Raw genomic sequence first — 21,101 nt, forward strand, 5'->3', positions numbered from 1 at the left:
CTCTCAACACCCCTGAACCCGTATTTCCGGCAGATAACGATTTTCTGCTACACGGCCCGTCCCCCGATCGGGGGCGTATTCTGCTGATGCTGCTCCCGGGCTCGGCGGCTCACATCACCGGCCGGATCGAAGAGGTTTCTCATGGGGTACATCACGTACGACGGCACTGACATCGAGATGGATGATCGCATCCTCACGCACCTCCATATCGTGATCGTGCAGAAGCTCCGGCGAACGGAGTGCTTCACGATGTCGTGGGCCTACTCGGCAGAGGTCGGCAGCGGGCGGGCCTCCATCTGGCTGCACCCCTCGATTCCCATCCGCTTCCGGTTCGACGGCAGCCGGGTGCCTTCCCTCAATCCTGTCTGGCTCGCCGAACTCACCGAGTCGGCCTAACTTGCCACGATGGGATGCTGCGGGGTCCGCGCTCGCCGAAACGGTCGTAGACTCAGCCCCAGTTGCCCCAGACTTCGGCCGCTGGCGCATCCATCTCACGAGTGATGATCTGAATCGACCGAACCCCATGAGTGTTGAGCAGCAGACTGCGCAGATCCTCCGTGAGATCCACGACACCCGTGCGGGCGGAGCGCCGGCCGATCGTCTTGTGGTCGACTGCTGCGCGGCGGCCGGTGCCGTCGGTACGTCGCTGACCTGGTGCGCGGCGGGGGCTGCGCCCCTGACCATCGCCGCGACCCCCGGGGTCGGGATGACGCTCGAGCAACTGTCGTTCGTCGTCGGCGAGAGCCCGCAGAGCAGTTCCGTCTCGACCAACCGCATCATCCTCCGCCCGCTCCTCGACGACGGAAGGGCGGAGTGGGCCGGGTTCAGTCCCGAAGCACTGCGGCTGGGGGTGCGAGCCGTCTTCGCCTTCCCCCTCCGGCTGGGCGCGATCAACCTCGGAGTTCTCACCCTCTACCGTGCCGTACCCGGATCGCTGTCGGACGAACAGCTGGGCAGCGCGCTGGCGTACACCGCCGCCGCCACGGCGCTGCTGCTCGACTCGGGGTCGGGGTCGGGGTCGGGGTCGGGGTCGGGGTCGGGCGAGCATCCCGAAGACCTGCCCGCCGTGCTCGAAGACCCCTTCGCCCTGCAGGCGGAGGTACACCAGGCGACCGGCATGTTGGCCGTGCAACTCGGTATCGATCTCAGCGCCGCTCTCTCGCTGATCAGGGCGCATGCCTACAGCGCCGATGCGTCGATCGACAGCATCGCGCGGTCCGTCGTCGCTCGTCGGCTCTTCATCACCTGACCACACCAGCGCGACCGCACGCACCCACGATCCCCTCAGACTCCGACGACAAGGAATGCGCATGAACCGAGAAGCTCGCCTGGCGGAAGTCTTCATCACCCTCGCCGACACCCTCACCGACGACTTCGACGCGACAGACCTGCTGCACTATCTGGCAGACGCCTGCGTCGAACTGCTCGGAATCGATGCGGCCGGCATCATGCTCTCCGACCTGCGCGGCGGACTCAAACTCGCCGCCTCGTCGTCCGAACGCATCCACAATCTCGAACTCTTCGAGCTGCAGATCAACGAAGGGCCGTGCCTGGACTGCTTCCACAGCGGTGAGCCCGTGCTGAACCAGACGATCAGCGAGGCGAAGGATCGATGGCCGCGCTTCGTCGTCGTCGCGGCCGAGGCGGGAGTGAAGTCGACCCATGCGCTGCCGCTTCGCCTGCGCGGCCACGTCATCGGGGCAATGAACCTCTGCTCCGACGACACCACCCTGATGACGGAACCCGACATCGCCCTGGGCCAGGCGCTCGCCGACATGGCGACGATCAGTCTGCTGCAGGATCGAAGCATCGCCGAGAAGAGTGTGCTCGCCGACCAGCTGCAGGCCGCTTTGAACAACCGTGTTCTGATCGAGCAGGCGAAAGGGATGCTCGCCGCACGGGCCGACATCACCCCCGATGAAGCATTCGACCTGATTCGCGCACACGCTCGTGCGAACAACAATCGCCTGCTGAACGACGCCCAGATGGTCATCGACGGAACGCTGGAACTGAAACCGAGTGGCGTTGCGTCCCGCCCGGGCGGAGCGAACCTATAGTGGGCTCCATCGCCTTGTAAACAGCACCATTCGACGGTCGAAGGAGACCGAGATGACGCAGTCAGAGATCACCACGTCAACCGAACCCTACGCAACCCTCCGCCGGGCGATCGCGCTCGGCGGCCTCTCCTTGCTGGGCGCGGCCACCGCCGTTCTGGTGGTCGTCGCTTTCGTGCGCTGAGGGCCGACCGGATCCTCGCCGCTGCCGGCGCACCCCCGGCGCCGCTGTCGGCGCACTCGCGGCGCTCCCCCGGCGCACTAGGGTTTCCCCATGTCGACAGCACCCGAACTGGTCCCACGCGCGGGCGCTGCAGGCGGTACGACCGAGGAGCTGCGGCGCAGCAACCTGGCGCGCATCCTGGGCTTCATCCACCGGGAGGGTGCCCTCTCGCGCGCGGAGCTGACGCGGCTCACCGCCCTGAACCGCTCCACCATCGGAACCCTGGTGGGGGAGCTTCGCGACCTGGGCCTCGTCACCGAGACGCTGCCCGACACGAAGAGCGGCACCAACCCTGCGGGCCGCCCGAGCCCCATTGTGCATCCCTCGTCGTCTGTTGTGGCGGTGGCGGTGAACCCCGAGGTCGACGCCATCCACGTCGGTCTCGTGGCCCTGGGTGGCCGCGTGCTGGAGCGGATGCGCATCGAGACCCACGGGGTTCCGAGCTCGCGTGATGCCGTCGAGCTGACGCGCGACGCGATCTCGGGGCTGCTCGACACCGCCGCCGGTCTAACCGTGGTCGGCGTCGGGCTCGCCGTGCCCGGGCTGGTGCGCCTCGCCGACGGCCAGGTGCGTGTGGCCGACCACATGGGGTGGTTCAACGAGCCCCTGGCCGAGATGGTTCAGGCGGCGACGGGTCTGAAGGTGTCGGCCGCGAACGCCGCCCAGCTCGGGATGCGCGCCGAGGGTGTCTTCGGCGCCGGCAGAGGGGTGGATGATCTCGTCTACCTCATCGGTGGTGCGAGCGGTATCGGCGGCGGCGTCATCACCGGCGGCAGGCTGCTGGTCGGAGCCGACGGGTACGCGTCGGAGTTCGGGCACACCTTCGTGAAGTCGAACGGCGCGAGCTGCCCCTGCGGTGCGCACGGGTGTTTCGAGGCCGAGGTGCGCCAGGAGGTGCTGCTCGAGGCGGTCGGGCTGCCACCCTCTGGCGCGGCACAGCTCGCCGAGCGTCTCGCCCGAACGACCGATCCCGCCGTCGTCGCGCTGGTGGAGGAGTATCGCGCGCTGACGCGCATCGCGGTGAAGAACGCCGTGAACCTCTTCAACCCGAGCCTCATGGTGGTGAGCGGGTTCCTGGCCGCACTGTTCGCCGACGACTCCGACGGTTTCGCCTCCCTCGCCGACGGGTCGATCACGGCGTCGCTCGAAGGTCTGCGCATCGTCTCGGCCCAGCTCGGAGCCGACCAGCTGCTGCTCGGTGCCGGGGAGCTGGTCTTCACGGAGGGGCTCTTCGATCCTGTTGCGGGATTCATGTAACCGCTCTCACTTGCGCATGGGTCGCACCGGCAGGTATGTTGTGGATGTCAACAAACGGCATCGGAGTGGCTGCCTGCACCAGAGCACCCACTCCTCTACAAGGAGGTAAGTGATGCGCAAGAGACTTCTCGCAACGGGCGCCATTCTGGCGGCCAGTGCGATGCTGCTCGCCGGCTGCTCGGGCGGCTCGGGCAGCGACACCAGCAGCGACGCGATCAACACATCCCCGGCGGGAGATGGCAAATCCATCACCCTGTGGGATTTCGAGAGCGACACCAGCGCGATGGGGATCGCCTGGAAGGCGGCCATCGCCGAGTTCGAGAAGGAGACCGGTGCGACGGTGAACTACGAGCCCAAGAGCTTCGAGGGCATCCGTTCGACCGCCAGCCAGGTTCTGAATTCGGATGCTGCGCCCGACATCCTCGAATACAACAAGGGCAACGCCACCGCCGGCCTGCTCGCCAGCCAGGGCCTGCTCAGCAACATGGACGCTGCTGTCGCCGCCTACGGCTGGGACAAGAAGCTCGCGCCGTCACTGCAGACGACCGCGAAGTACGACGAGAAGGGCATCATGGGCTCGGGGAGCTACTACGGGATCCCCAACTACGGTGAATTCGTCGACGTCTACTACAACAAGGACATGTTCGCGAAGTACAACATCGCGGTGCCGACGACCTTCGAGGAGTTCGAGGCGGCACTTGCGACCTTCAAGGACAACGGCATCACGCCGCTGGCAGAGTCGGCCGCCGAATACCCGCTCGGCCAGCTGTTCTACCAGCTCGCTCTGAGCAAGGCCACGCGCGAGTGGGTCACGAACTACCAGCAGTACACCGGTACGGTCGACTTCCACGACGAGGACTTCACCTTCGCGGCCGACACGCTCAAGGACTGGGTCGACAAGGGCTACATCTCGAAAGACGTCACGGGCCAGAAAGCCGAAGACGCCGGCACGGCGTTCGAGGCAGGGACCAACCCGATCTTCTACTCCGGCAGCTGGTGGTACGGAAGGTTCCAGACCGAGATCACGAACTTCCAGTGGTCGTCGTTCCTGTTCCCCGGGTCCACCATGGCACCCGGCTCCTCGGGCAACCTCTGGGTCGTGCCCGAGAACTCGAAGAACAAAGATCTCGCGTACAAGTTCATCGACATCACCATGAGCGCGCCCATCCAGGCCCTGATCGGAAACAACGGCGGCATCCCGGTGGCGGCGAACTCGGCCGACATCACCGACCCGAAGAGCAAGGAGCTGATCGACAACTTCAACACTCTGACGGCCCGCGACGGCCTGGCGTTCTACCCCGACTGGCCCACGCCCACGTTCTACGACGAACTGAACGCCGGCCTGCAGGAGCTCGTCAACGGAACGAAGAACCCCGACGACTTCCTCACCCAGATCGGCGGCCAGTACCAGAGCGGCGTCGACACGATCACCAAGGGCTGACCTGCTCGTGGCAACCCTGACGCCGGATGCTCCCGGCACAGCTCGGACGTCCGGGGCGCGAAAGGCGCCCCGGACCCCCCGGGCCCGCGAAGAGTCCCTGCTGCCCAACAGCGGCGCGGGCCGAGGCGGTTTCTGGCTCTACCTGATACCGGGCTTCGTGCTGCTCACCGTCATTGTGATCATCCCGCTCGTCTGGAACGTCTACCTGAGCTTCACCTCCTACCGAGGCATCAAGCCGCCGAAGTTCATCGGGCTCGACAACTGGATCCAGTTGATGGGTGACACGAAGTTCTGGACCAGCTTCGGCAACAGCATCGCGATGATCATCGCCATGGTCATCGTTCCGACACTGCTCGGGCTCGTGCTGGCCGCGATGCTGTTCGACCTCGTGGGCAAGAAGTTCGGCGGCCGAGTCGCCAGCTTCCTGCGGGCGACGTACTACCTGCCGCAGATCCTGCCGGTCGCCATCGCGGCCATCGTCATCGGCTGGATCCTGCGGCCCGACAATGGGGCCCTGAACCAGGTGCTCGGGGCGATCGGCCTCGGCGGTCTCGAACACAACTGGCTCGGCAGCCCCGACACCGCCCTGCTCTGCATCATGTTCGTGATGGTGTGGGTGCAGCTCGGCTACCCCGTGGTGATCTTCATGGCGGCGCTGCAGCGGGTCGATCCCGAACTCTACGAGGCGGCCGAACTCGATGGCGCCAACTGGTTCCAGAGGTTCCGCTCGATCACCGTCACGATCATCCGGCCCGAGATCTTCGTGGTGACCCTCACGAGCACGATCGCGGCGTTGAAGGTGTTCGGTCCGATCTACACGCTGACCCGCGGCGGGCCCGGAACATCGACCATCGTGCCGAGCTACTACTCCTACAGCGAATTCTTCCAGACCCAGCAGGTGGGCTACGGCGCGACCATCGCGACAGCCCTGACGATCGTGACGATCGTGGTCGCGATCTTCTTCATCAAGGCCCAGAACCGGGCCGAACGAGCCGAGAGTGGGCGCTGATGGCCACCGTCACGAACGACCGCCCCGCGGTGCTGCCCACCGGGCCGAAGACTCAGGGCGGCGCTGCCCCGGCGCTCGCCAAGCAGAAGACGAAGCGCAGGGCCTCGGACTGGGTGCTGCTGGTCGTCGCCATCCTCATCGGCGTCGCCATCGCCATCCCGTTCTACCTGATTCTGGTGAACTCCTTCAAATCGCCGGCCGACTATGCCTCGGGCGGGCCGCTGCAGTGGCCCGCCGCCCTGAACTTCGACGGCATCGTGAACTTCTGGAACCGGGTCAGCTTTCCCCAGAAGCTCTGGAACAGCTTCTTCATCTCGGGGCTCGTCGCCATCTTCGCGGTCGTCATCTCTGTGCTCAACGCCTACGCCATCGGCATCGGTCGCGTGCGCGGCCGCACCTGGATCGTCGTGCTCTTCCTGCTCGCGAACGTGCTGCCGCAGGAGGCTCTGCTCTACCCGCTCTACAACATGTTCAAGCAGGTCGGGCTCTACGACAACGTGTGGTCGGTGATCATCATCTTCACGGTCATCCAGAGCGCTTTCGGCACCTATCTGCTGTCGAGTGTGTACGGAACCTTCCCGAGGGAGATCCTCGAGGCCGCCGCGCTCGACGGGGCGAGCCGCTGGCAGATCCTCTGGCGGGTCATCGTGCCGATCTCGCGCCCCACGCTCGCTGTCATCGTGATCTTCTTCTTCATCTGGACCTGGAACGAGTTCCTCATTCCGCTGACGTTCCTGGTGAGCAACGCGAACCAGACGGTGCCCGTGGCGATCGCGGTGCTGCAGGGCGATCGCCTGATGGATGTCACGACCACCAGTGCGTCGGCCCTGCTCGGCCTCATTCCCACGCTCGTCTTCTTCCTCATCTTCCAGCGCACCCTCACCCGCGGCATCACTGCCGGCGCGGTGAAGTGATTCCGCTCCTCTCGAAACGGCTACCACCTCTATGAAATTCAGCGACGGCTTCTGGCAGATGCGCGCGGGCGTCACACCCCTCTATGCCGAGGAGGCGTACGACCTGTCGGCGGGTGAGAACTCTCTCGTCGTCTCGGCGCCGACCCGTGTCATCCATTCCCGGGGCGACACCCTCAACCGGGCCCTCCTCACCGTGACGCTCACCTCGCCGCTGCCGAACATCGTGGGGGTGCGCATCGAGCACTTCCAGGGCGCGCTGCCCTTCGACGGTTTCGACCTCGTGGGAGCCGAGCCCGGGCACGGTGAGGTGTCGATCCAGGATGATCGGGGCATCCTGAGCTCGGGAGACCTGACGGCGACGGTGACCCGTGGTGCGCCCTGGAGCCTGACCTTCTCGGCGGGTGGGCGTGTGCTCACCTCGGGTGGGGCCAAGTCGGTGGGCTACCTGGATGTCGCGGGCACGGGCACCTTCGTTCACGAACAGTTGGCACTCGGTGTGGGCGAGCTCGTCTACGGGCTCGGCGAGCGGTTCGGCCCGGTCGTGAAGAACGGCCAGGTGGTCGACATCTGGAACGCCGACGGCGGGACGTCGAGCGAGCAGGCCTACAAGAACGTCCCGTTCTATCTGACGAACCGCGGGTACGGCGTCTTCGTCAACTACCCAGGGCATGTCTCGTACGAGATCGGCTCCGAGTCGGTGGAGCGCGTGCAGTTCTCGGTGCCGGGCGAGAGCCTGGAGTACTACGTGATCGCCGGTTCGACGCCGGCCGAGATCCTCGAGCGGTACACGGCGCTGACCGGCCGGCCGGCACACGTGCCCGCCTGGTCGTACGGGCTCTGGCTGTCGACCTCCTTCACCACGAACTACGACGAAGAGACGGTGACGAGCTTCATCGATGCCATGGCGTCCCGCGACCTGCCGCTGAGCGTCTTCCACTTCGACTGCTTCTGGATGCGGGAGTTCAACTGGAGCGACTTCGAGTGGGATGCCCGGGTCTTCCCCGACCCGACCGGCATGCTCGCGCGGTTGCACGAGCGCGACCTGCACGTGTGCGTGTGGATCAACCCGTACATCGCCCAGCGATCCGCCCTGTTCGCCGAGGGCGCGGCCCTGGGCTACCTGGTGAAGCGGCCCGATGGCAGCGTCTGGCAGTGGGATCTCTGGCAGGCCGGTATGGCCCTGGTCGACTTCACGAACCCCGACGCGACCGCGTGGTACCAGTCGAAGCTGCGCGTGCTGCTCGACCAGGGTGTCGATGCGTTCAAGACCGACTTCGGTGAGCGTATCCCGCTCGAGGTCGACTACTTCGACGGCTCCTCGCCCGAGCGCATGCACAACCACTACACGCAGCTCTACAACCAGGCCGTCTTCGACGTGCTCCAGGATGCCCGGGGCGAGGGTGATGCGGTGCTGTTCGCCCGTTCGGCCACCGCCGGCGGGCAGCAGCTGCCCGTGCACTGGGGCGGTGACTCGACCTCGACCTACGAGTCGATGGCCGAGACGCTGCGCGGCGGGCTGTCGCTCGCGTTCAGCGGCTTCGGGTTCTGGAGCCACGACATCGGCGGATTCGAGGGCACGCCCGACGCGGGTGTCTTCAAGCGCTGGACCGCGTTCGGGCTCCTCTCGTCGCACAGCCGCTTCCACGGGTCGGACTCGTACCGGGTGCCGTGGGCGTTCGACGAGGAGGCCGTCGACGTGACCCGGGTCTTCACGAAGCTGAAGCTCTCCCTGATGCCCTATCTCTATTCGGCGGGACTCACCGCATCGGCGGTCGGCACGCCGGTGCTGCGGCCGATGCAGCTGGAGTTCCCGGCCGACCCGGGCACCGGTCACCTCGAGACCCAATACCTTCTGGGGTCGTCGGTGCTCGTCGCGCCCGTGTTCACCGCCGACGGGTCGGTGACGTTCTACCTGCCGGCGGGCACCTGGACGAACTGGTTCGACGGTTCCACCGTGGTCGGGCCGGTGTGGCGCACGGAGCAGCACGGGTTCCTCACCGCTCCGGTGTACGTGCGCGACGGGACGGTGCTGCCCATCGGTGCCCGGGATGACCGGCCGGACTACGACTACCTCGACGGCCTCACGCTGCACGTCTTCGCAAGCTCTGCTGCCGATCATCCGGAGCAGTCGGTGACCGTGACCAACCCCGACGGCAGTTCTGCACAGTTCACCGTTTCGCGCAGTTCTGCACAGGTGCGCGTCACGTCCACCTCCCCGAAGCCGTGGAGCATTAAGGTCGTAGAGCACGGCCAGCTCGTCGAGGCCATCAACGGAGAGGCAGTATTTCACTGTGACTGACAGCAACAATTCGGGCAGCACCATCGTTCGGGGCAGCGCGGACTACCGCGACGCCGGGCTCGTGTTCCCCGCCGACTTCACGTTCGGCTCGGCGACGGCGTCGTACCAGATCGAGGGCGCGTTCGACGAAGACGGTCGTGGTGCGAGCATCTGGGACACCTTCAGCAAGACCCCCGGCAACGTGTTCGAGGGCGACACCGGCGACGTGGCCGACGACCACTACCACCGGCTCGACGAAGACCTCGACCTGATGAAGTCGCTGAACCTCGAGGCGTACCGCTTCTCCATCGCGTGGCCGCGCATCCAGCCGACCGGTCGGGGTGCCGCCAACCAGGCCGGGCTCGACTTCTACTCCCGGCTGATCGACGGGCTGATCGAGCGCGGCATCAGGCCGGTGGCGACGCTCTACCACTGGGACCTGCCGCAGGCGCTCGAAGACGAGGGCGGGTGGACGGTGCGTTCGACCGCACTCGCGTTCGAAGAGTACGCCCGCATCGTGGGGGAGGCGTTCGGCGACCGCATCCACACCTGGACCACGCTCAACGAGCCGTGGTGCTCGGCGTACCTCGGGTACGGTTCGGGGGCGCACGCGCCCGGCATCATGTCGCCCGAGGGGGCGCTGCAGGCCGTTCACCACCTCAACCTGGCGCACGGGCTGGCCGTTGCGGCGCTGCGCGCCGTCGTCACCAACGACCCGCAGTTCTCCATCACCCTGAACCTCCACGAGATCCGCGGCGACGGGCCGACCGGCCCCGAGGCGGTGCGGCAGATCGATGCGCTCGCGAACCGAGCCTTCACCGGGCCGCTGCTGAAGGGCGCGTATCCGGCCGACCTGATCAGCGACACCGCGTCGGTCACCGACTGGTCGTTCGTGCTCGAGGGTGACCTCGAGGCCATCAACCAGCCCATCGATGTACTGGGGGTCAACTACTACTCCACCACGCGGGTTCGGGTGTGGGACGGAGTGAGCGAGCGCCAGAACGCCGACGGTCACAGCAACGTGGGCGGGTCACCCTGGCCCGGTGCCGGGCGCATCGAGTTCCTGGTGCAGCCGGGCCCGTACACCGAGATGGGCTGGAACATCGACCCATCGGGGCTGTTCGACCTTCTGACGGCACTCCGCGACGAGTTCCCCGACCAGCCGATGATGATCACCGAGAACGGCGCTGCGTTCGCCGACGAGGTCATCGACGGTGCGGTGCACGATGTCGAGCGCGTCGACTACCTGCGGCGCCACATCACCGCGGCCCACCGGGCGATCGACGCCGGGGTCGACCTTCGCGGCTACTTCGTCTGGTCGCTGATGGACAACTTCGAATGGAGCTTCGGGTACTCGAAGCGCTTCGGCATCGTACGGGTCGACTACGACACCCTCGAGCGACTGCCGAAAGACAGCGCGCTCTGGTACGCCGAGCTGGCCGCGTCACACGTGCTGCCTGCCTGAGAGGGCGGCTCCCGGCGGCCGGTTCGGGCCGCCAGGATGGCGTCTTTCGTGTGACTGGTGTGACTGGAGTGGCGAAAGTAACGCATTTGTAACCATTTCGGGCCACACGCGACACTCTGACGTATGCTCAGGCCGTGGAGACCAAAAAGAGTGCTCGGGGGCACGTCATGCGCGCACTACGTAAGATGCCTCGCGCGGTGCCGATCATTGCCGGAATGGTGATCGCGGTGGCCGGCGTCTTCACGCTGATCGGTGTCGCGCTGGAGCGCACCGCGCCCCACGTCATCTCCCTTCCGGCGCCCGAGGCGGGCCCGCTGCCGACCGCGGTGCAGACCGTCGCGCCGGTCGCCGTCTCAGCCCCCGCTGCAGTCGACCCGGCCGCGGCACCGGCGGCGACGCCGGGCGTCGACAGCTCGACAGGGTTCTCCGTGCTCGACTTCTCGGGATCGGACTCGGGGTACGAGCCGTCGTCGAGCGGTTCCGGCTCGTCGGGCGGTTCGTCGTCCGGTGGTTCGTCCTCCGATTCTGGTTCCGCCTCCTCCGACGGTTCGGGTTCCGGCTCCGGTGACGGTTCGGGCGGTGGGTCGACGGTTATCGTCGATCCGGCGCCGGCCGATCCGGCCCCGGCCGACCCTGCGCCCTCCGACCCGGCCCCGGCTGACCCGGCACCCGTCGATCCCGCTCCGGTCGATCCCGCGCCGGTCGACCCGATCCCGATCGACCCCGTGCCCGACCCGGTGCCGGTCGATCCCACCCCGGTCGATCCCGCCCCCGACCCCGTGCCGAGCGACCCGGCACCGGTCGATCCCGCGCCGGTCGACCCTCCCGTCTCGGCTCCCGCCCCCGTCACCACGGCGGCACCCGAGCCCGCTCCCACCGCACCGGCGTCGGCCTCCTAGCGATCGCCCGCCGCGGCATCCTGAACTGCCCGATTCTGCCTCGAACGGCGTCGCGCGTGTTCTAGGGTGAGCTTATGAGTCAGATGATCGGCACCCTCGTCATTCTCGGAGCATCCGGAGACCTGTCTGCCCGCCTTCTCCTACCCGGCCTCGCACAATTGCTGACGGGGGAGCCCGACCGCACGCTCACCCTCATCGGGGCGGGGGTCGAACAGTGGACCGACGAAGACTGGCACAAGGTCATCACCACCTCCTTCGCCGAGGTGAACGCCTCGGGCGAGACGGTGGCTGCCATCCTCAAGGGCTCGCACTACTTCCAGGCCGATGTGACGAAACCGGATGACCTGCAGAAGTTGCTCGATGCATGCGACGGTGTGCCGGCGATCTATTTCGCGCTGCCGCCCGCTGTCGCCGCTGCTGCCTGCGCCGCGCTCGAGACGGTGAAACGCCCCGACGGGCTCACCCTCGCGCTCGAGAAGCCGTTCGGCACCGACGAGCAGAGCGCCATCGCGCTCAACGAGCTGCTTCTGAAGCTGGTTCCCGAGGAGCAGATCCACCGGGTCGACCACTTCCTCGGGCGATCGACGGTGCTCAACCTGCTCGGACTCCGCTTCGCGAACCGCATCTTCGAGCCGGTCTGGAACGCGGAGCACATCGAGAAGATCGAGATCATCTACGATGAGCAGCTCGCGCTGGAGGGCCGGGCGCGGTACTACGACAAGGCGGGGGCCCTGGTCGACATGATCCAGAGCCACCTGCTGCAGGTAATGGCGGTCGTGGCTATGGAGCCGCCGTCGACGCTGAAGTCCGAAGACCTGCGAGACGCCAAGCAGCTGGTGCTGAGGGCCACCCAGGCCTGGCAGGGCGATCCCATCGCGTCGTCGCGGCGGGCCCGGTACACAGCGGGTGAGGTGCAGGGTCGCCAGCTGCCGTCGTACGTCGACGAGAGCGGCGTCGACCCGAGCCGCGAGACCGAGACGCTCGCCGAGGTCACGTTCGAGATCAACACATGGCGGTGGGCGGGCATCCCGTTCACCCTGCGATCGGGCAAGGCGCTGGCGGAGCGGCGACGTGAGATCGTCATCACGTTCCGGCCGGCCCGGCAGTTGCCGGTCGGCCTGAAGGGCCACAACGATCCGACGGTGCTTCGCGTATTCCTGGCTCCTGACGAGATGTCGCTCGAGATCAACATCAACGGTCCGGGCGACCCCTACGAGCTGGAGCGCATCTCGCTCGACGCGCACTTCGGTGACGGACAGCTGCTGGCGTACCGGGAGGTGCTGGCGGGCATCCTCGACGGCGACTCGTCGCTGTCGGTGCGGGGGGATTCCGCCGTGGAGGGCTGGCGCATCGTGGCACCGATCGTCGACGCCTGGAAGCGCGACGAAGTACCCATCGACGACTACCGCGCCGGCTCGGAGGGCCCCACCTTCTGGCCTCGCATCTAGCGCGCCCGCGCGAAGCCGCGCCCACCGAGGCGGGGCGGCACCGCCTGCGGAGTGCCGACGCCGAGTCCGCCGCCGCCCGGCACTATGTCACCACGCCCGGCGCCGTGTGCCCAGTGCACAATTCAGGCAGGGAGGGCTCTCGCCGATGCGGGGTGGCTGATGGTGCGAGCTGCCTGAACAGCGGCGGCACGCTTCGGTCAGCCGGGGGCTGTAGGCCTAGCGCTCGGTGGAGACCAGGGGCCGGTCGGCGGTGCCTGGAGCGGTGTCGGCCAGGGCGACGGCCGGGCGGGGGGCCGGCAACTGCGGGCCGGCGACTCCGATGGGGCCGGTCTGGTCGAGCGCTGTGAGGGCCTGGGCGAGGTCTGCCGAGACAGGCACGGCCACGATCGGGGCGAGCGAGGCCGGTCCGCCCGCTGGAGCGGTGACCGCTGCGATGGGGAACGGGATGATCGGGGCCGTGAAGGTGGGCACGGCACCCTGCGAAGCGTCAACCGGCACAGCAGAGGAGGCCACCGGCACGGCAGCGGCCACGGGCGCGTGTACGGCGGTCGCCGGCGCAGCGGCGGCGGAGACGGGCGCAGGAGCTTCGCTGCGCAGGGTCGAGACGGCCCGCTCGGGTGCCGCAGCGGCAGGGCCGGCGTGCATACCCTCGCGGAGCGGGGGCAGATCGGAGGCGGGCAGCGGCTCCGAGGGGAGGGCGTGCGACGCCGCGAAGGCGCTGGTGGCCGCGACGAAGGAGCCGCCGAGGGCCGGCTGCGGCTGCAGCGGGATGGCGCTGTGGTTGATCAGGTTGCCGACGATGTTGTGGGCGACCGAGGAGGCGAGCATCGTGTGGAAGATGTCGTCGCTGTCGCCCCGCTCGCGACGCGTGATCGCATACGAACCGAGGGGCCCGAAGTTCGCCAGCAGGGTCTGGTTGACCAGATCGTAGAGGTGCTCTGCCGACATCGGGTTCTCAGCACGAGCCCGCTCCGCTTTGGCCTTGCGTCGCCAACCAATCATCATGAGCCCTTCTCACAGCACCGTTGTCACCAATAGTGGCTGCCCGCCCGATGATTGCCCGTCAGGACACGCCGCACACCCCTAACGGTTCTGCTGCTGGCCGATGATCTCGTCTTCGACGGCCCCGCCGTAGCCCTCGAGCTCAGGGTCGGAGTGCAGACCGCCGCTGAGGGCGTACTCCTCTTCCGGCGAGAGCACCAGTCGGCTCCGACCCCAGACGGCGAAGATGACGAGTCCGATGACGAAGACGATACCGATCGCGATGATGGCGGGGCCGAACGTCGGATTGATCAGAAACCCGAGGAAGATGGCCAGCGCGATGACCCCGGCGACGACCGCACCCCAGACGCCCGTCGGGCTGACGAACGGCCGCTTCGCGTTCGGGAACTTACGCCGCAGCACGACGAACGAGATCATCTGCAGAATGTAGGCCAGCACCGCGCCCCAGACGGCGATGTTCAGCACGATCGCTCCACCGCCGCCGGCCGCTCCGCCCGTCGCATCGACCACGACGAGGGCGACGAATCCGATCGCCCCGCCGACGACCAACGCGACCCACGGCGTCTGCCGCTTGCCGGTGAGCGAGAGGAACTTCGGGTAGTACCCCGCCCGCGAGAGCGAGTACATGTTGCGCCCGTAGGCGAACATGATGCCCTGCAGCGAGGCCAGCAGCCCGATCAGCGCGAACGCCGAGAGCACCGCCGCCAGGCCGTCGGGGAGCATGGCCCGGAACCCGTCGAGCAGAGGCTCACCGGAGGTTCCGAGCGCATCGGACCCGGTCAACCCCGGGTTCAGCACCAGGATGATCGCCCCGAAGATGACGAGCGTCACCATGCCCCAGACGCCGGCTTTCGGGATGTCGCGGCTCGGGTCGTGCGCCTCCTCGGCGGCGAGCGGCAGCTCTTCGATTCCGAGGAAGAACCACATGGCGAAGGGCAGCGCGAACAGGATGGGCAGGACCCCATGCGGCAGGAACGACGTCTGGCCGGCATCCGGTGCGACATCGAACAGCTTGTCGGCGCTCCAGGCGCCGGAGAAGACGGCGATCACGGCGAACACCACGAGAATCGCGATCGACAGGAAGGCGACGATGAGCGCGATGCGGAACGAGAGAGCCGCGCCCGCAGCGTTCAGAGCGATGAAGACGGCGTAGAGGATGATCCACCAGAGCCAGGTGGGCAGCTCCAGCCCGAAGAGCACCGAGGTGATGCCGTTCGCGTACGAGGCCGAGAAGTACACGATCACCGCTGTCGTCGCGACGTATTCGATGGACTCCGCGAGCCCGGTGATGAAGCCGCCCCAGGGGCCCATCGCCGCACGCGCGAAGGAGTACGCGCCGCCGGTGTGCGGCATGGCGGCCGACATTTCGCCGATGCTGAACAGCATGGTGAAGTACATGACCACCACGATCGCGAACGCGATGAGCATGCCGCCGAAACCGGCCGACGCGAGCCCGAAGTTCCAGCCGGAGAAGTCGCCGGAGATCACGGCGGCGACACCCACGCCCCAGAGGCCCCAGAAACCGGCGGTGCGCTTGAGGCTGCGCTTTTCGAAATAGCCGTCGGTGGCCTTCGTGTAGGTCACACCGGAAACGCTCTGCGAATGAGTCATGGCGAAACCATAGCGGCCCATAGGTATGCTATGTCTACCTTTGGATGTTACTGGTGAGTAAATTCCCTCACCCCGTCCGCCGTGAGCTGAGGAGACCAATGTCGTCACCAACGGGTTACCTGACACTCGACTCCCTGACGGAGCTGGTCGGGGAGAAGTCGATCGACACCGTCATCGTCGCCTTCACCGACATGCAGGGCCGCCTCATCGGCAAGCGGGTCTCGGCTCGCCTCTTCGTCGAAGACGTCGCCAGCCACGGCGCTGAGTGCTGCAACTACCTGCTCGCGGTCGACGTCGAGATGAACACCGTCGAGGGCTACCAGATCTCAAGTTGGGAGCGCGGCTACGGTGACATGGCGATGATTCCCGACTTCGACACGCTGCGGCTCGTGCCGTGGCAGCCGGGCACAGCGATGGTCACCGCAGACCTGCACTGGCTCGATGAGCGGCCGGTCATCCAGTCGCCCCGCCAGATTCTGAAGGACCAGATGACGCGGCTCGCCGAGCGCGGCCTGAGTCCGTTCGTCGGCACCGAACTCGAGTTCATCGTCTTCGACGACACCTACCGCGAGGCCTGGCAGAAGGGTTACACCGGCCTCACCCCCGCGAGCGACTACAACATCGACTACGCGCTGCTCGCGTCGGCGCGCATGGAGCCTCTGCTGCGCGACATCCGGGTGTCGATGGATGGCGCGGGTCTGTACTGCGAGGGGGTGAAGGGTGAGTGCAACTTCGGCCAGCAGGAGATCGCCTTTCGGTACGACGACGCCCTGGTGACCTGCGACAACCACTCGATCTATAAGAACGGGGCCAAGGAGATCGCCGATCGCCACGGCAAGTCGCTGACCTTCATGGCGAAGTTCAACGAGCGGGAGGGCAATTCCTGCCACATCCACATCAGCCTGCGGGGCGCCGATGGGTCGGCTGTCTTCGCCGACCCCGCGCGCGAGCACGGCATGTCGACGCTGTTCGAACACTTCCTCGCCGGCCAGCTCGCCGCGATGCGCGAGCTGACCCTGCTCTTCGCCCCGAACATCAACTCCTACAAGCGCTACGTCGACGGCAGTTTCGCGCCCACCGCGGTCGCGTGGGGACTCGACAACCGCACCTGCTCGCTGCGCGTGGTGGGCAGGGGCCTCGGAATGCGTGTGGAGAACCGGGTGCCGGGCGGCGACGTCAACCAGTACCTCGCCGTCGCTGCCCTGATCGCGGCGGGCCTCTACGGAATCGAGAACGAACTCGAACTCGAGCCGCTCACCAGCGGCAACGCCTACACGGGCGACGCCTCCCGCGTGCCGTCGACGCTGCGGGAGGCCGCTGGGCTGTTCGCCGAGTCGACGATCGCGCGGGAGGCGTTCGGTGACGAGGTCGTCGACCACTACGTCAACAACGCGCGGGTGGAGTTGGCCGCCTACGATGCTGCCGTGACCGACTGGGAGAGGGTGCGCGGGTTTGAGCGACTCTGAGGCGCCTTTCGCTCCGCCACCCGTCATCGGGCTGACCACCTACCTCGAACAGTCGAAGACAGGGGTCTGGGACGTTCCGGCCTCCTTCCTGCCGCAGGTCTACTTCGACGCCGTCACCCGGTGCGGCGGCATCGCGGTGCTGCTCCCTCCGCAGCCGGTGAGCGGGATGATCGTGGAGCGCGTTCTCGAATCACTCGACGGGCTGATCGTCACGGGAGGCAAAGACCTCGACCCCGCGCTCTACGGGCAGCAGCCCCATGACGAGACCGACGTTCCCCGCCCCGACCGGGATGCGTGGGAGACGGCTCTGCTCACGGGCGCCCTGCAGCGGCAGCTGCCCTTCCTCGGCATCTGCCGCGGAGCGCAGGTGCTCAACGTGACCCTCGGCGGGTCGTTGCACCAGCACCTTCCCGACGTTCTCGGCACCCGCCGCTACCAGCTGGGCGGCGGGGAGTTCGCCTCGGTCGGGGTCGCGGTCGCGGCCGGTTCGAAGCTCGCGGGGCTCCTCGACGCGCCGGGTGGCGGCGACGAGCCGCAGACGCTCGACGTTCCGGTCTACCACCACCAGGCCATCGACAGGCTCGGCGCAGGCCTCCGGGTCACGGCCTCGACCGACGATGGCGTGATCGAGGCCGTCGAGCTCGAGGGTGCGGCCTTCGCCCTCGCCGTGCAGTGGCACCCCGAGGAGTCGCGCGAAGACCTCCGCCTGTTCGCGGGCCTCGTCGAGGCAGCCGGCACCTACGCCCGAGCCCGCCCTCACCCCCGTCAGGAGGCCGCGTCATGAGTACGTTCGAACTGGTGAACCCGGCCGACGCGACCGTCTTCGAGACCGTCGAGCATCTCGGCATCGAGCAGGTCGACGATGCGATCGCCCGCGCAGCGGCCGCCCAGAAGCGGTGGGCGGGATTCTCGCCGGCCGAACGTGCCGACGTGCTGCGGGCGTTCGCGAGCGCGGTCGACGCCGACCGCGAGAACCTGGCCCAGCTCGAGACACGCAACTCCGGGCATCCGGTGTCGCAGTCGCGCTGGGAGGCGGGGCATGTGCGAGACGTGCTCACGTACTACTCGGCTGCGCCCGAACGGATGCTCGGGGTACAGATTCCCGTCGCGGGCGGAATAGACGTGACCTTCCACGAGCCGCTCGGCGTCGTCGGCATCATCACACCGTGGAACTTTCCGATGACCATCGCGTCGTGGGGGTTCGCCCCGGCGCTCGCCGCGGGCAACGCCGTCGTGCTGAAGCCGGCGGAGTGGACGCCGCTCACCTCCCTGCGCCTGGCCGAGCTGGGACTCTCGGCAGGGCTGCCCGAGGGGCTGTTCCAGGTGCTGCCGGGAACCGGCCCCGTGGTCGGCGACCGGTTCGTCACCAACGAGACCGTCAGGAAGATCGTCTTCACGGGGTCGACCGCGGTGGGCAAGCAGATCATGGCGGGGTGCTCGCGGCAGGTCAAACGGGTCACCCTCGAGCTCGGCGGCAAGAGCGCGAACATCGTCTTCGCCGACGCAGACCTGGAGGCCGCGGCGCTGGCCGCACCGGGGGCCGTCTTCGAGAACGCCGGTCAGGACTGCTGCGCGCGCTCGCGCATCCTCGTCGAACGGACGGTATACGACCGCTTCCTCGAGCTGCTCGAACCCGCTGTGCGGGGCTACCGGGTCGGCGACCCGGCCCAGGAGTCCACCGAGATGGGGCCGCTCGTCTCGGCGGCGCACCTGGCGAAGGTCGAGGGCTACCTGCCCGGCGCCTCAGACGCGACTCTTGCCTTCCGGGGCACAGCGCCCGACGGCCCGGGCTTCTGGTTCGCGCCCACGGTGCTCACGCCCGACCGCACCGACAGGGCGGTCACCGACGAGATCTTCGGTCCGGTGGTCTCCGTGCTGCCGTTCGACGACGAGGCCGACGCGATCGCCCTGGCCAACGCGACGAGCTACGGCCTGAGCGGGTCGCTGTGGACGAACGACCTCGGCCGCGCCATCCGCGTCTCCCGGGCGGTCGAGGCGGGCAATCTCTCGGTCAACTCGAATTCGTCGGTACGGTACTCGACACCGTTCGGCGGGTTCAAGCAGTCTGGCCTCGGCCGGGAGCTGGGTCCGGATGCCCCGCTCGCCTTCACCGAGACGAAGAACGTCTTTCTCGCCATTCCCGACGCCTCCTGATCCACCGCACGAAAAGGACCACCGCACCGTGACCGCTCTCACCCCCATCGATCTCACCCAACGCCTGTCGAACAGGGTCGCTGTCATCACCGGCGCCGGCAGCGGTATCGGCCTGGCCACCGCGCGCCGCTTCAGGGCGGAGGGAGCGACCGTCGTCATCGCCGACCGCGACGAGCGGGCGGGCGCCGCCGCCGCCGAGGAGGTGGGCGGGCTGTTCATCCCCGTCGATGTGACCGACGAAGCCCAGGTCGACCACCTGTTCGACCTCACGAACGAGACGTTCGGGTCGGTCGACATCGCCTTCAACAATGCCGGAATCTCGCCGCCCGACGACGATTCGATCGAGACGACGGAGCTGCCGGCCTGGGAGAAGGTGCAGGACGTCAACCTCAAGTCGGTGTACCTCTGCTCGCGTGCGGCGCTTCGGCACATGGTGGCCCAGCAGCGCGGCTCGATCATCAACACGGCCTCTTTCGTCGCCGTGCTCGGGTCGGCCACCTCCCAGATCTCCTACACCGCGTCGAAGGGAGGCGTGCTCGCCATGACCCGTGAGCTCGGGGTGCAGTTCGCCCGGCAGGGCATCCGGGTCAACGCGCTCTGCCCGGGCCCGGTCAACACCCCGCTGCTGCAGGAGCTCTTCGCCGCCGACCCCGAGCGTGCCGCCCGCCGCCTCATCCACGTGCCCACGGGGCGGTTCGCCGAGCCGAGTGAGCTCGCCGCCGCGGTCGCCTTCCTCGCCAGCGACGACGCCTCGTTCATCACCGCCTCCACGTTCATGGTCGACGGGGGAATCAGCGCCGCCTACGTCACCCCGATCTAGGAGCTCCGGATGATCGGGGATCCGTCACTGCCCGGCGCCCTCGCCGCGGCCACCATGCTTCGGCCCGTCCGCTCGGGCAACGCCTTCGAGGAGACCGTCTCGCGGCTGCTGCAGACCGTGCGGCTCGGGGTGATCGAGCCGGGCGGTCGGCTCCCACCCGAGCGGGAACTCGCGACGATGCTCTCGGTGAGTCGCGACACGGTGCGTGACGCGATCCGCTCGCTCAGTGAGGCGGGCTACCTGGTCGCGCGGCGCGGCCGGTACGGCGGCACCTTCGTCTGCGACCCCCTCCCGGCGACCCCGTTCTCTGCCAGCTCATCCGCCGCCGCCGCCGGCTCCGCAACGGCCGGTTCCGCAGTCGCCCCCTCCGCAGCTGCCGCCGTCCCTGCGGCCAGCCACGACGACGTCTCACGCCGGGCCCACATCGACGATGTGCTCATCCTCCGTGCTGTTCTCGAGGTCGGGGCCGTGCGCCGTGCCGCAAACCGCACTCTCAGCGCCGATGAGCGGGCCGATCTGCTGGCGGTGCTCCGAGCCGTCGACGAGGCGGCTGCGGGCGACTACCGCCGACTCGATTCGCGGCTGCATCTGCTCTTCGGCGAGCTGGCCGGCTCCCCGTCACTCGTCTCCCAGCTGGCCGACAGCCGCACCCGGGTCAACGAACTCCTCGACGAGATTCCCCTGCTGCCGCGCAACATCACGCACTCCAACCGCCAGCACGAGCGGATCGCCGCGGCGATCATCGCGGGCGACAGCGAGGCCGCCGCGCAGGCGATGGAGGAGCACCTCGCCGGAACGGAGACACTCCTCCGCGGCTTCCTCGCCTGACGGCCGCGCCCGCACTGGGCTCCCTGCGACTACTTCGCGTTCAGTTCGCGGGCCTCACGGTCATCCTGCTGCACGCTCCCGACAGCGAGTGCCACGGTGAGGGCCCAGCTGATCCACATGAGCACCAGGCGCCAGTCGTGAGGGCCCTTGCGCGACGTCTGGATGACAGCGAAACCGCTGGCGATCGCGCCGATGATGCTGCTGTTGAAGATGAACTTGCGCATCGCAACCC

Annotated in this window: 20 protein-coding genes; 17 read left to right on the forward strand and 3 right to left on the reverse strand. The window is 67.7% G+C overall.

All coding sequences use genetic code 11. The features are described from left to right. The first annotated feature begins 141 nt into the window (after nt 1-141). From B7R24_RS03445 to B7R24_RS03495, 12 genes are all read left to right on the forward strand, one after another. Nucleotides 142-396, forward strand: a complete 255-nt coding sequence (locus B7R24_RS03445; RefSeq protein ID WP_116417578.1) for a DUF7882 family protein — start codon at nt 142-144, stop codon at nt 394-396. A 127-nt stretch (nt 397-523) separates the two neighbouring features. Continuing rightward, on the forward strand, nt 524-1,249 hold the full coding sequence (locus B7R24_RS03450; RefSeq protein ID WP_116417579.1) for an ANTAR domain-containing protein: 726 nt from the start codon (nt 524-526) through the stop codon (nt 1,247-1,249). A 61-nt stretch (nt 1,250-1,310) separates the two neighbouring features. Further along, nucleotides 1,311-2,057, forward strand: coding sequence for a GAF and ANTAR domain-containing protein (locus tag B7R24_RS03455; protein WP_116417740.1), 747 nt, complete (start codon nt 1,311-1,313; stop codon nt 2,055-2,057). A 52-nt stretch (nt 2,058-2,109) separates the two neighbouring features. Then, nucleotides 2,110-2,238 (forward strand): hypothetical protein, encoded by a 129-nt coding sequence (locus B7R24_RS18260; RefSeq protein ID WP_301182455.1) that lies wholly within the window; start codon nt 2,110-2,112, stop codon nt 2,236-2,238. A gap of 90 nt (nt 2,239-2,328) precedes the next feature. After that, nucleotides 2,329-3,534 (forward strand): ROK family transcriptional regulator, encoded by a 1,206-nt coding sequence (locus tag B7R24_RS03460; protein WP_116417580.1) that lies wholly within the window; start codon nt 2,329-2,331, stop codon nt 3,532-3,534. A 112-nt stretch (nt 3,535-3,646) separates the two neighbouring features. Then, nucleotides 3,647-4,975 (forward strand): ABC transporter substrate-binding protein, encoded by a 1,329-nt coding sequence (locus B7R24_RS03465; RefSeq protein WP_116417581.1) that lies wholly within the window; start codon nt 3,647-3,649, stop codon nt 4,973-4,975. A gap of 97 nt (nt 4,976-5,072) precedes the next feature. Then, the gene (locus B7R24_RS03470) at nt 5,073-5,984 is read left to right on the forward strand and encodes a carbohydrate ABC transporter permease (protein ID WP_437123504.1); all 912 of its coding nucleotides are present in this window, start codon (nt 5,073-5,075) and stop codon (nt 5,982-5,984) included. Further along, entirely contained in the window at nt 5,984-6,898 is a 915-nt protein-coding gene (locus B7R24_RS03475) for a carbohydrate ABC transporter permease (RefSeq protein ID WP_116417582.1), read from the forward strand. Before B7R24_RS03470 ends, B7R24_RS03475 begins: the two co-directional genes overlap by 1 nt. Nucleotides 6,899-6,929: 31 nt before the next feature. Next, entirely contained in the window at nt 6,930-9,197 is a 2,268-nt protein-coding gene (gene yicI / locus B7R24_RS03480) for an alpha-xylosidase (RefSeq protein WP_116417583.1), read from the forward strand. Next, the gene (locus tag B7R24_RS03485; protein WP_116417584.1) at nt 9,190-10,641 is read left to right on the forward strand and encodes a GH1 family beta-glucosidase; all 1,452 of its coding nucleotides are present in this window, start codon (nt 9,190-9,192) and stop codon (nt 10,639-10,641) included. The genes yicI and B7R24_RS03485 overlap by 8 nt, the downstream gene beginning before the upstream one ends. 197 nt (nt 10,642-10,838) lie before the next feature. Next, complete coding sequence (locus tag B7R24_RS03490) at nt 10,839-11,540, forward strand: hypothetical protein (RefSeq protein WP_116417585.1); 702 nt, start codon at nt 10,839-10,841, stop codon at nt 11,538-11,540. A 74-nt stretch (nt 11,541-11,614) separates the two neighbouring features. Beyond that, complete coding sequence (locus tag B7R24_RS03495; protein WP_116417586.1) at nt 11,615-12,988, forward strand: glucose-6-phosphate dehydrogenase; 1,374 nt, start codon at nt 11,615-11,617, stop codon at nt 12,986-12,988. A gap of 216 nt (nt 12,989-13,204) precedes the next feature. Here B7R24_RS03495 and B7R24_RS03500 read toward each other — a convergent pair whose 3' ends face one another. After that, nucleotides 13,205-13,936: a hypothetical protein gene (locus B7R24_RS03500; RefSeq protein WP_116417587.1), complete on the reverse strand. Its 732-nt coding sequence runs from the start codon at nt 13,934-13,936 to the stop codon at nt 13,205-13,207. A 135-nt stretch (nt 13,937-14,071) separates the two neighbouring features. Further along, entirely contained in the window at nt 14,072-15,601 is a 1,530-nt protein-coding gene (locus B7R24_RS03505) for an amino acid permease (RefSeq protein WP_116417742.1), read from the reverse strand. Between the two features lie 98 nt (nt 15,602-15,699). Between B7R24_RS03505 and B7R24_RS03510 the strand changes: the two genes are divergently transcribed. The 5 genes from B7R24_RS03510 to B7R24_RS03530 are packed head-to-tail and all read left to right on the forward strand — an operon-like array spanning nt 15,700 to nt 20,869. After that, nucleotides 15,700-17,067, forward strand: a complete 1,368-nt coding sequence (locus B7R24_RS03510; protein ID WP_116417588.1) for a glutamine synthetase family protein — start codon at nt 15,700-15,702, stop codon at nt 17,065-17,067. After that, entirely contained in the window at nt 17,054-17,851 is a 798-nt protein-coding gene (locus tag B7R24_RS03515) for a gamma-glutamyl-gamma-aminobutyrate hydrolase family protein (RefSeq protein WP_116417589.1), read from the forward strand. The genes B7R24_RS03510 and B7R24_RS03515 overlap by 14 nt, the downstream gene beginning before the upstream one ends. After that, nucleotides 17,848-19,221, forward strand: a complete 1,374-nt coding sequence (locus tag B7R24_RS03520; RefSeq protein ID WP_116417590.1) for an aldehyde dehydrogenase family protein — start codon at nt 17,848-17,850, stop codon at nt 19,219-19,221. Before B7R24_RS03515 ends, B7R24_RS03520 begins: the two co-directional genes overlap by 4 nt. A gap of 46 nt (nt 19,222-19,267) precedes the next feature. Further along, a complete protein-coding gene (locus B7R24_RS03525; RefSeq protein ID WP_253259268.1) occupies nt 19,268-20,041 on the forward strand; it encodes a 3-oxoacyl-ACP reductase in 774 nt (257 codons plus the stop codon). Between the two features lie 9 nt (nt 20,042-20,050). Then, entirely contained in the window at nt 20,051-20,869 is an 819-nt protein-coding gene (locus B7R24_RS03530; protein WP_116417592.1) for a FadR/GntR family transcriptional regulator, read from the forward strand. 29 nt (nt 20,870-20,898) lie between these two features. Here the strand turns inward: B7R24_RS03530 and B7R24_RS03535 are convergent, their stop codons facing one another. After that, the gene (locus tag B7R24_RS03535; RefSeq protein ID WP_116417593.1) at nt 20,899-21,093 is read right to left on the reverse strand and encodes a hypothetical protein; all 195 of its coding nucleotides are present in this window, start codon (nt 21,091-21,093) and stop codon (nt 20,899-20,901) included. Nucleotides 21,094-21,101 lie beyond the last annotated feature (8 nt).

This window comes from Subtercola boreus (assembly GCF_003399645.1).
Classification (GTDB): Bacteria; Actinomycetota; Actinomycetes; order Actinomycetales; family Microbacteriaceae; genus Subtercola; species Subtercola boreus_A.

Excerpts from the sequence above, each read along its gene's own strand:
- B7R24_RS03445 (WP_116417578.1), top strand. The coding sequence starts at position 142 with ATGGGGTACATCACGTACGACGGCACTGACATCGAGATGGATGATCGC.
- B7R24_RS03450 (WP_116417579.1), top strand. The coding sequence starts at position 524 with ATGAGTGTTGAGCAGCAGACTGCGCAGATCCTCCGTGAGATCCACGAC.
- B7R24_RS03455 (WP_116417740.1), top strand. The coding sequence starts at position 1,311 with ATGAACCGAGAAGCTCGCCTGGCGGAAGTCTTCATCACCCTCGCCGAC.
- B7R24_RS18260 (WP_301182455.1), top strand. The coding sequence starts at position 2,110 with ATGACGCAGTCAGAGATCACCACGTCAACCGAACCCTACGCAACCCTC.
- B7R24_RS03460 (WP_116417580.1), top strand. The coding sequence starts at position 2,329 with ATGTCGACAGCACCCGAACTGGTCCCACGCGCGGGCGCTGCAGGCGGT.
- B7R24_RS03465 (WP_116417581.1), top strand. The coding sequence starts at position 3,647 with ATGCGCAAGAGACTTCTCGCAACGGGCGCCATTCTGGCGGCCAGTGCG.
- B7R24_RS03475 (WP_116417582.1), top strand. The coding sequence starts at position 5,984 with ATGGCCACCGTCACGAACGACCGCCCCGCGGTGCTGCCCACCGGGCCG.
- yicI (WP_116417583.1), top strand. The coding sequence starts at position 6,930 with ATGAAATTCAGCGACGGCTTCTGGCAGATGCGCGCGGGCGTCACACCC.
- B7R24_RS03495 (WP_116417586.1), top strand. The coding sequence starts at position 11,615 with ATGAGTCAGATGATCGGCACCCTCGTCATTCTCGGAGCATCCGGAGAC.
- B7R24_RS03500 (WP_116417587.1), bottom strand. The coding sequence starts at position 13,936 with ATGTCGGCAGAGCACCTCTACGATCTGGTCAACCAGACCCTGCTGGCG.
- B7R24_RS03505 (WP_116417742.1), bottom strand. The coding sequence starts at position 15,601 with ATGACTCATTCGCAGAGCGTTTCCGGTGTGACCTACACGAAGGCCACC.
- B7R24_RS03510 (WP_116417588.1), top strand. The coding sequence starts at position 15,700 with ATGTCGTCACCAACGGGTTACCTGACACTCGACTCCCTGACGGAGCTG.
- B7R24_RS03520 (WP_116417590.1), top strand. The coding sequence starts at position 17,848 with ATGAGTACGTTCGAACTGGTGAACCCGGCCGACGCGACCGTCTTCGAG.
- B7R24_RS03530 (WP_116417592.1), top strand. The coding sequence starts at position 20,051 with ATGATCGGGGATCCGTCACTGCCCGGCGCCCTCGCCGCGGCCACCATG.
- B7R24_RS03535 (WP_116417593.1), bottom strand. The coding sequence starts at position 21,093 with ATGCGCAAGTTCATCTTCAACAGCAGCATCATCGGCGCGATCGCCAGC.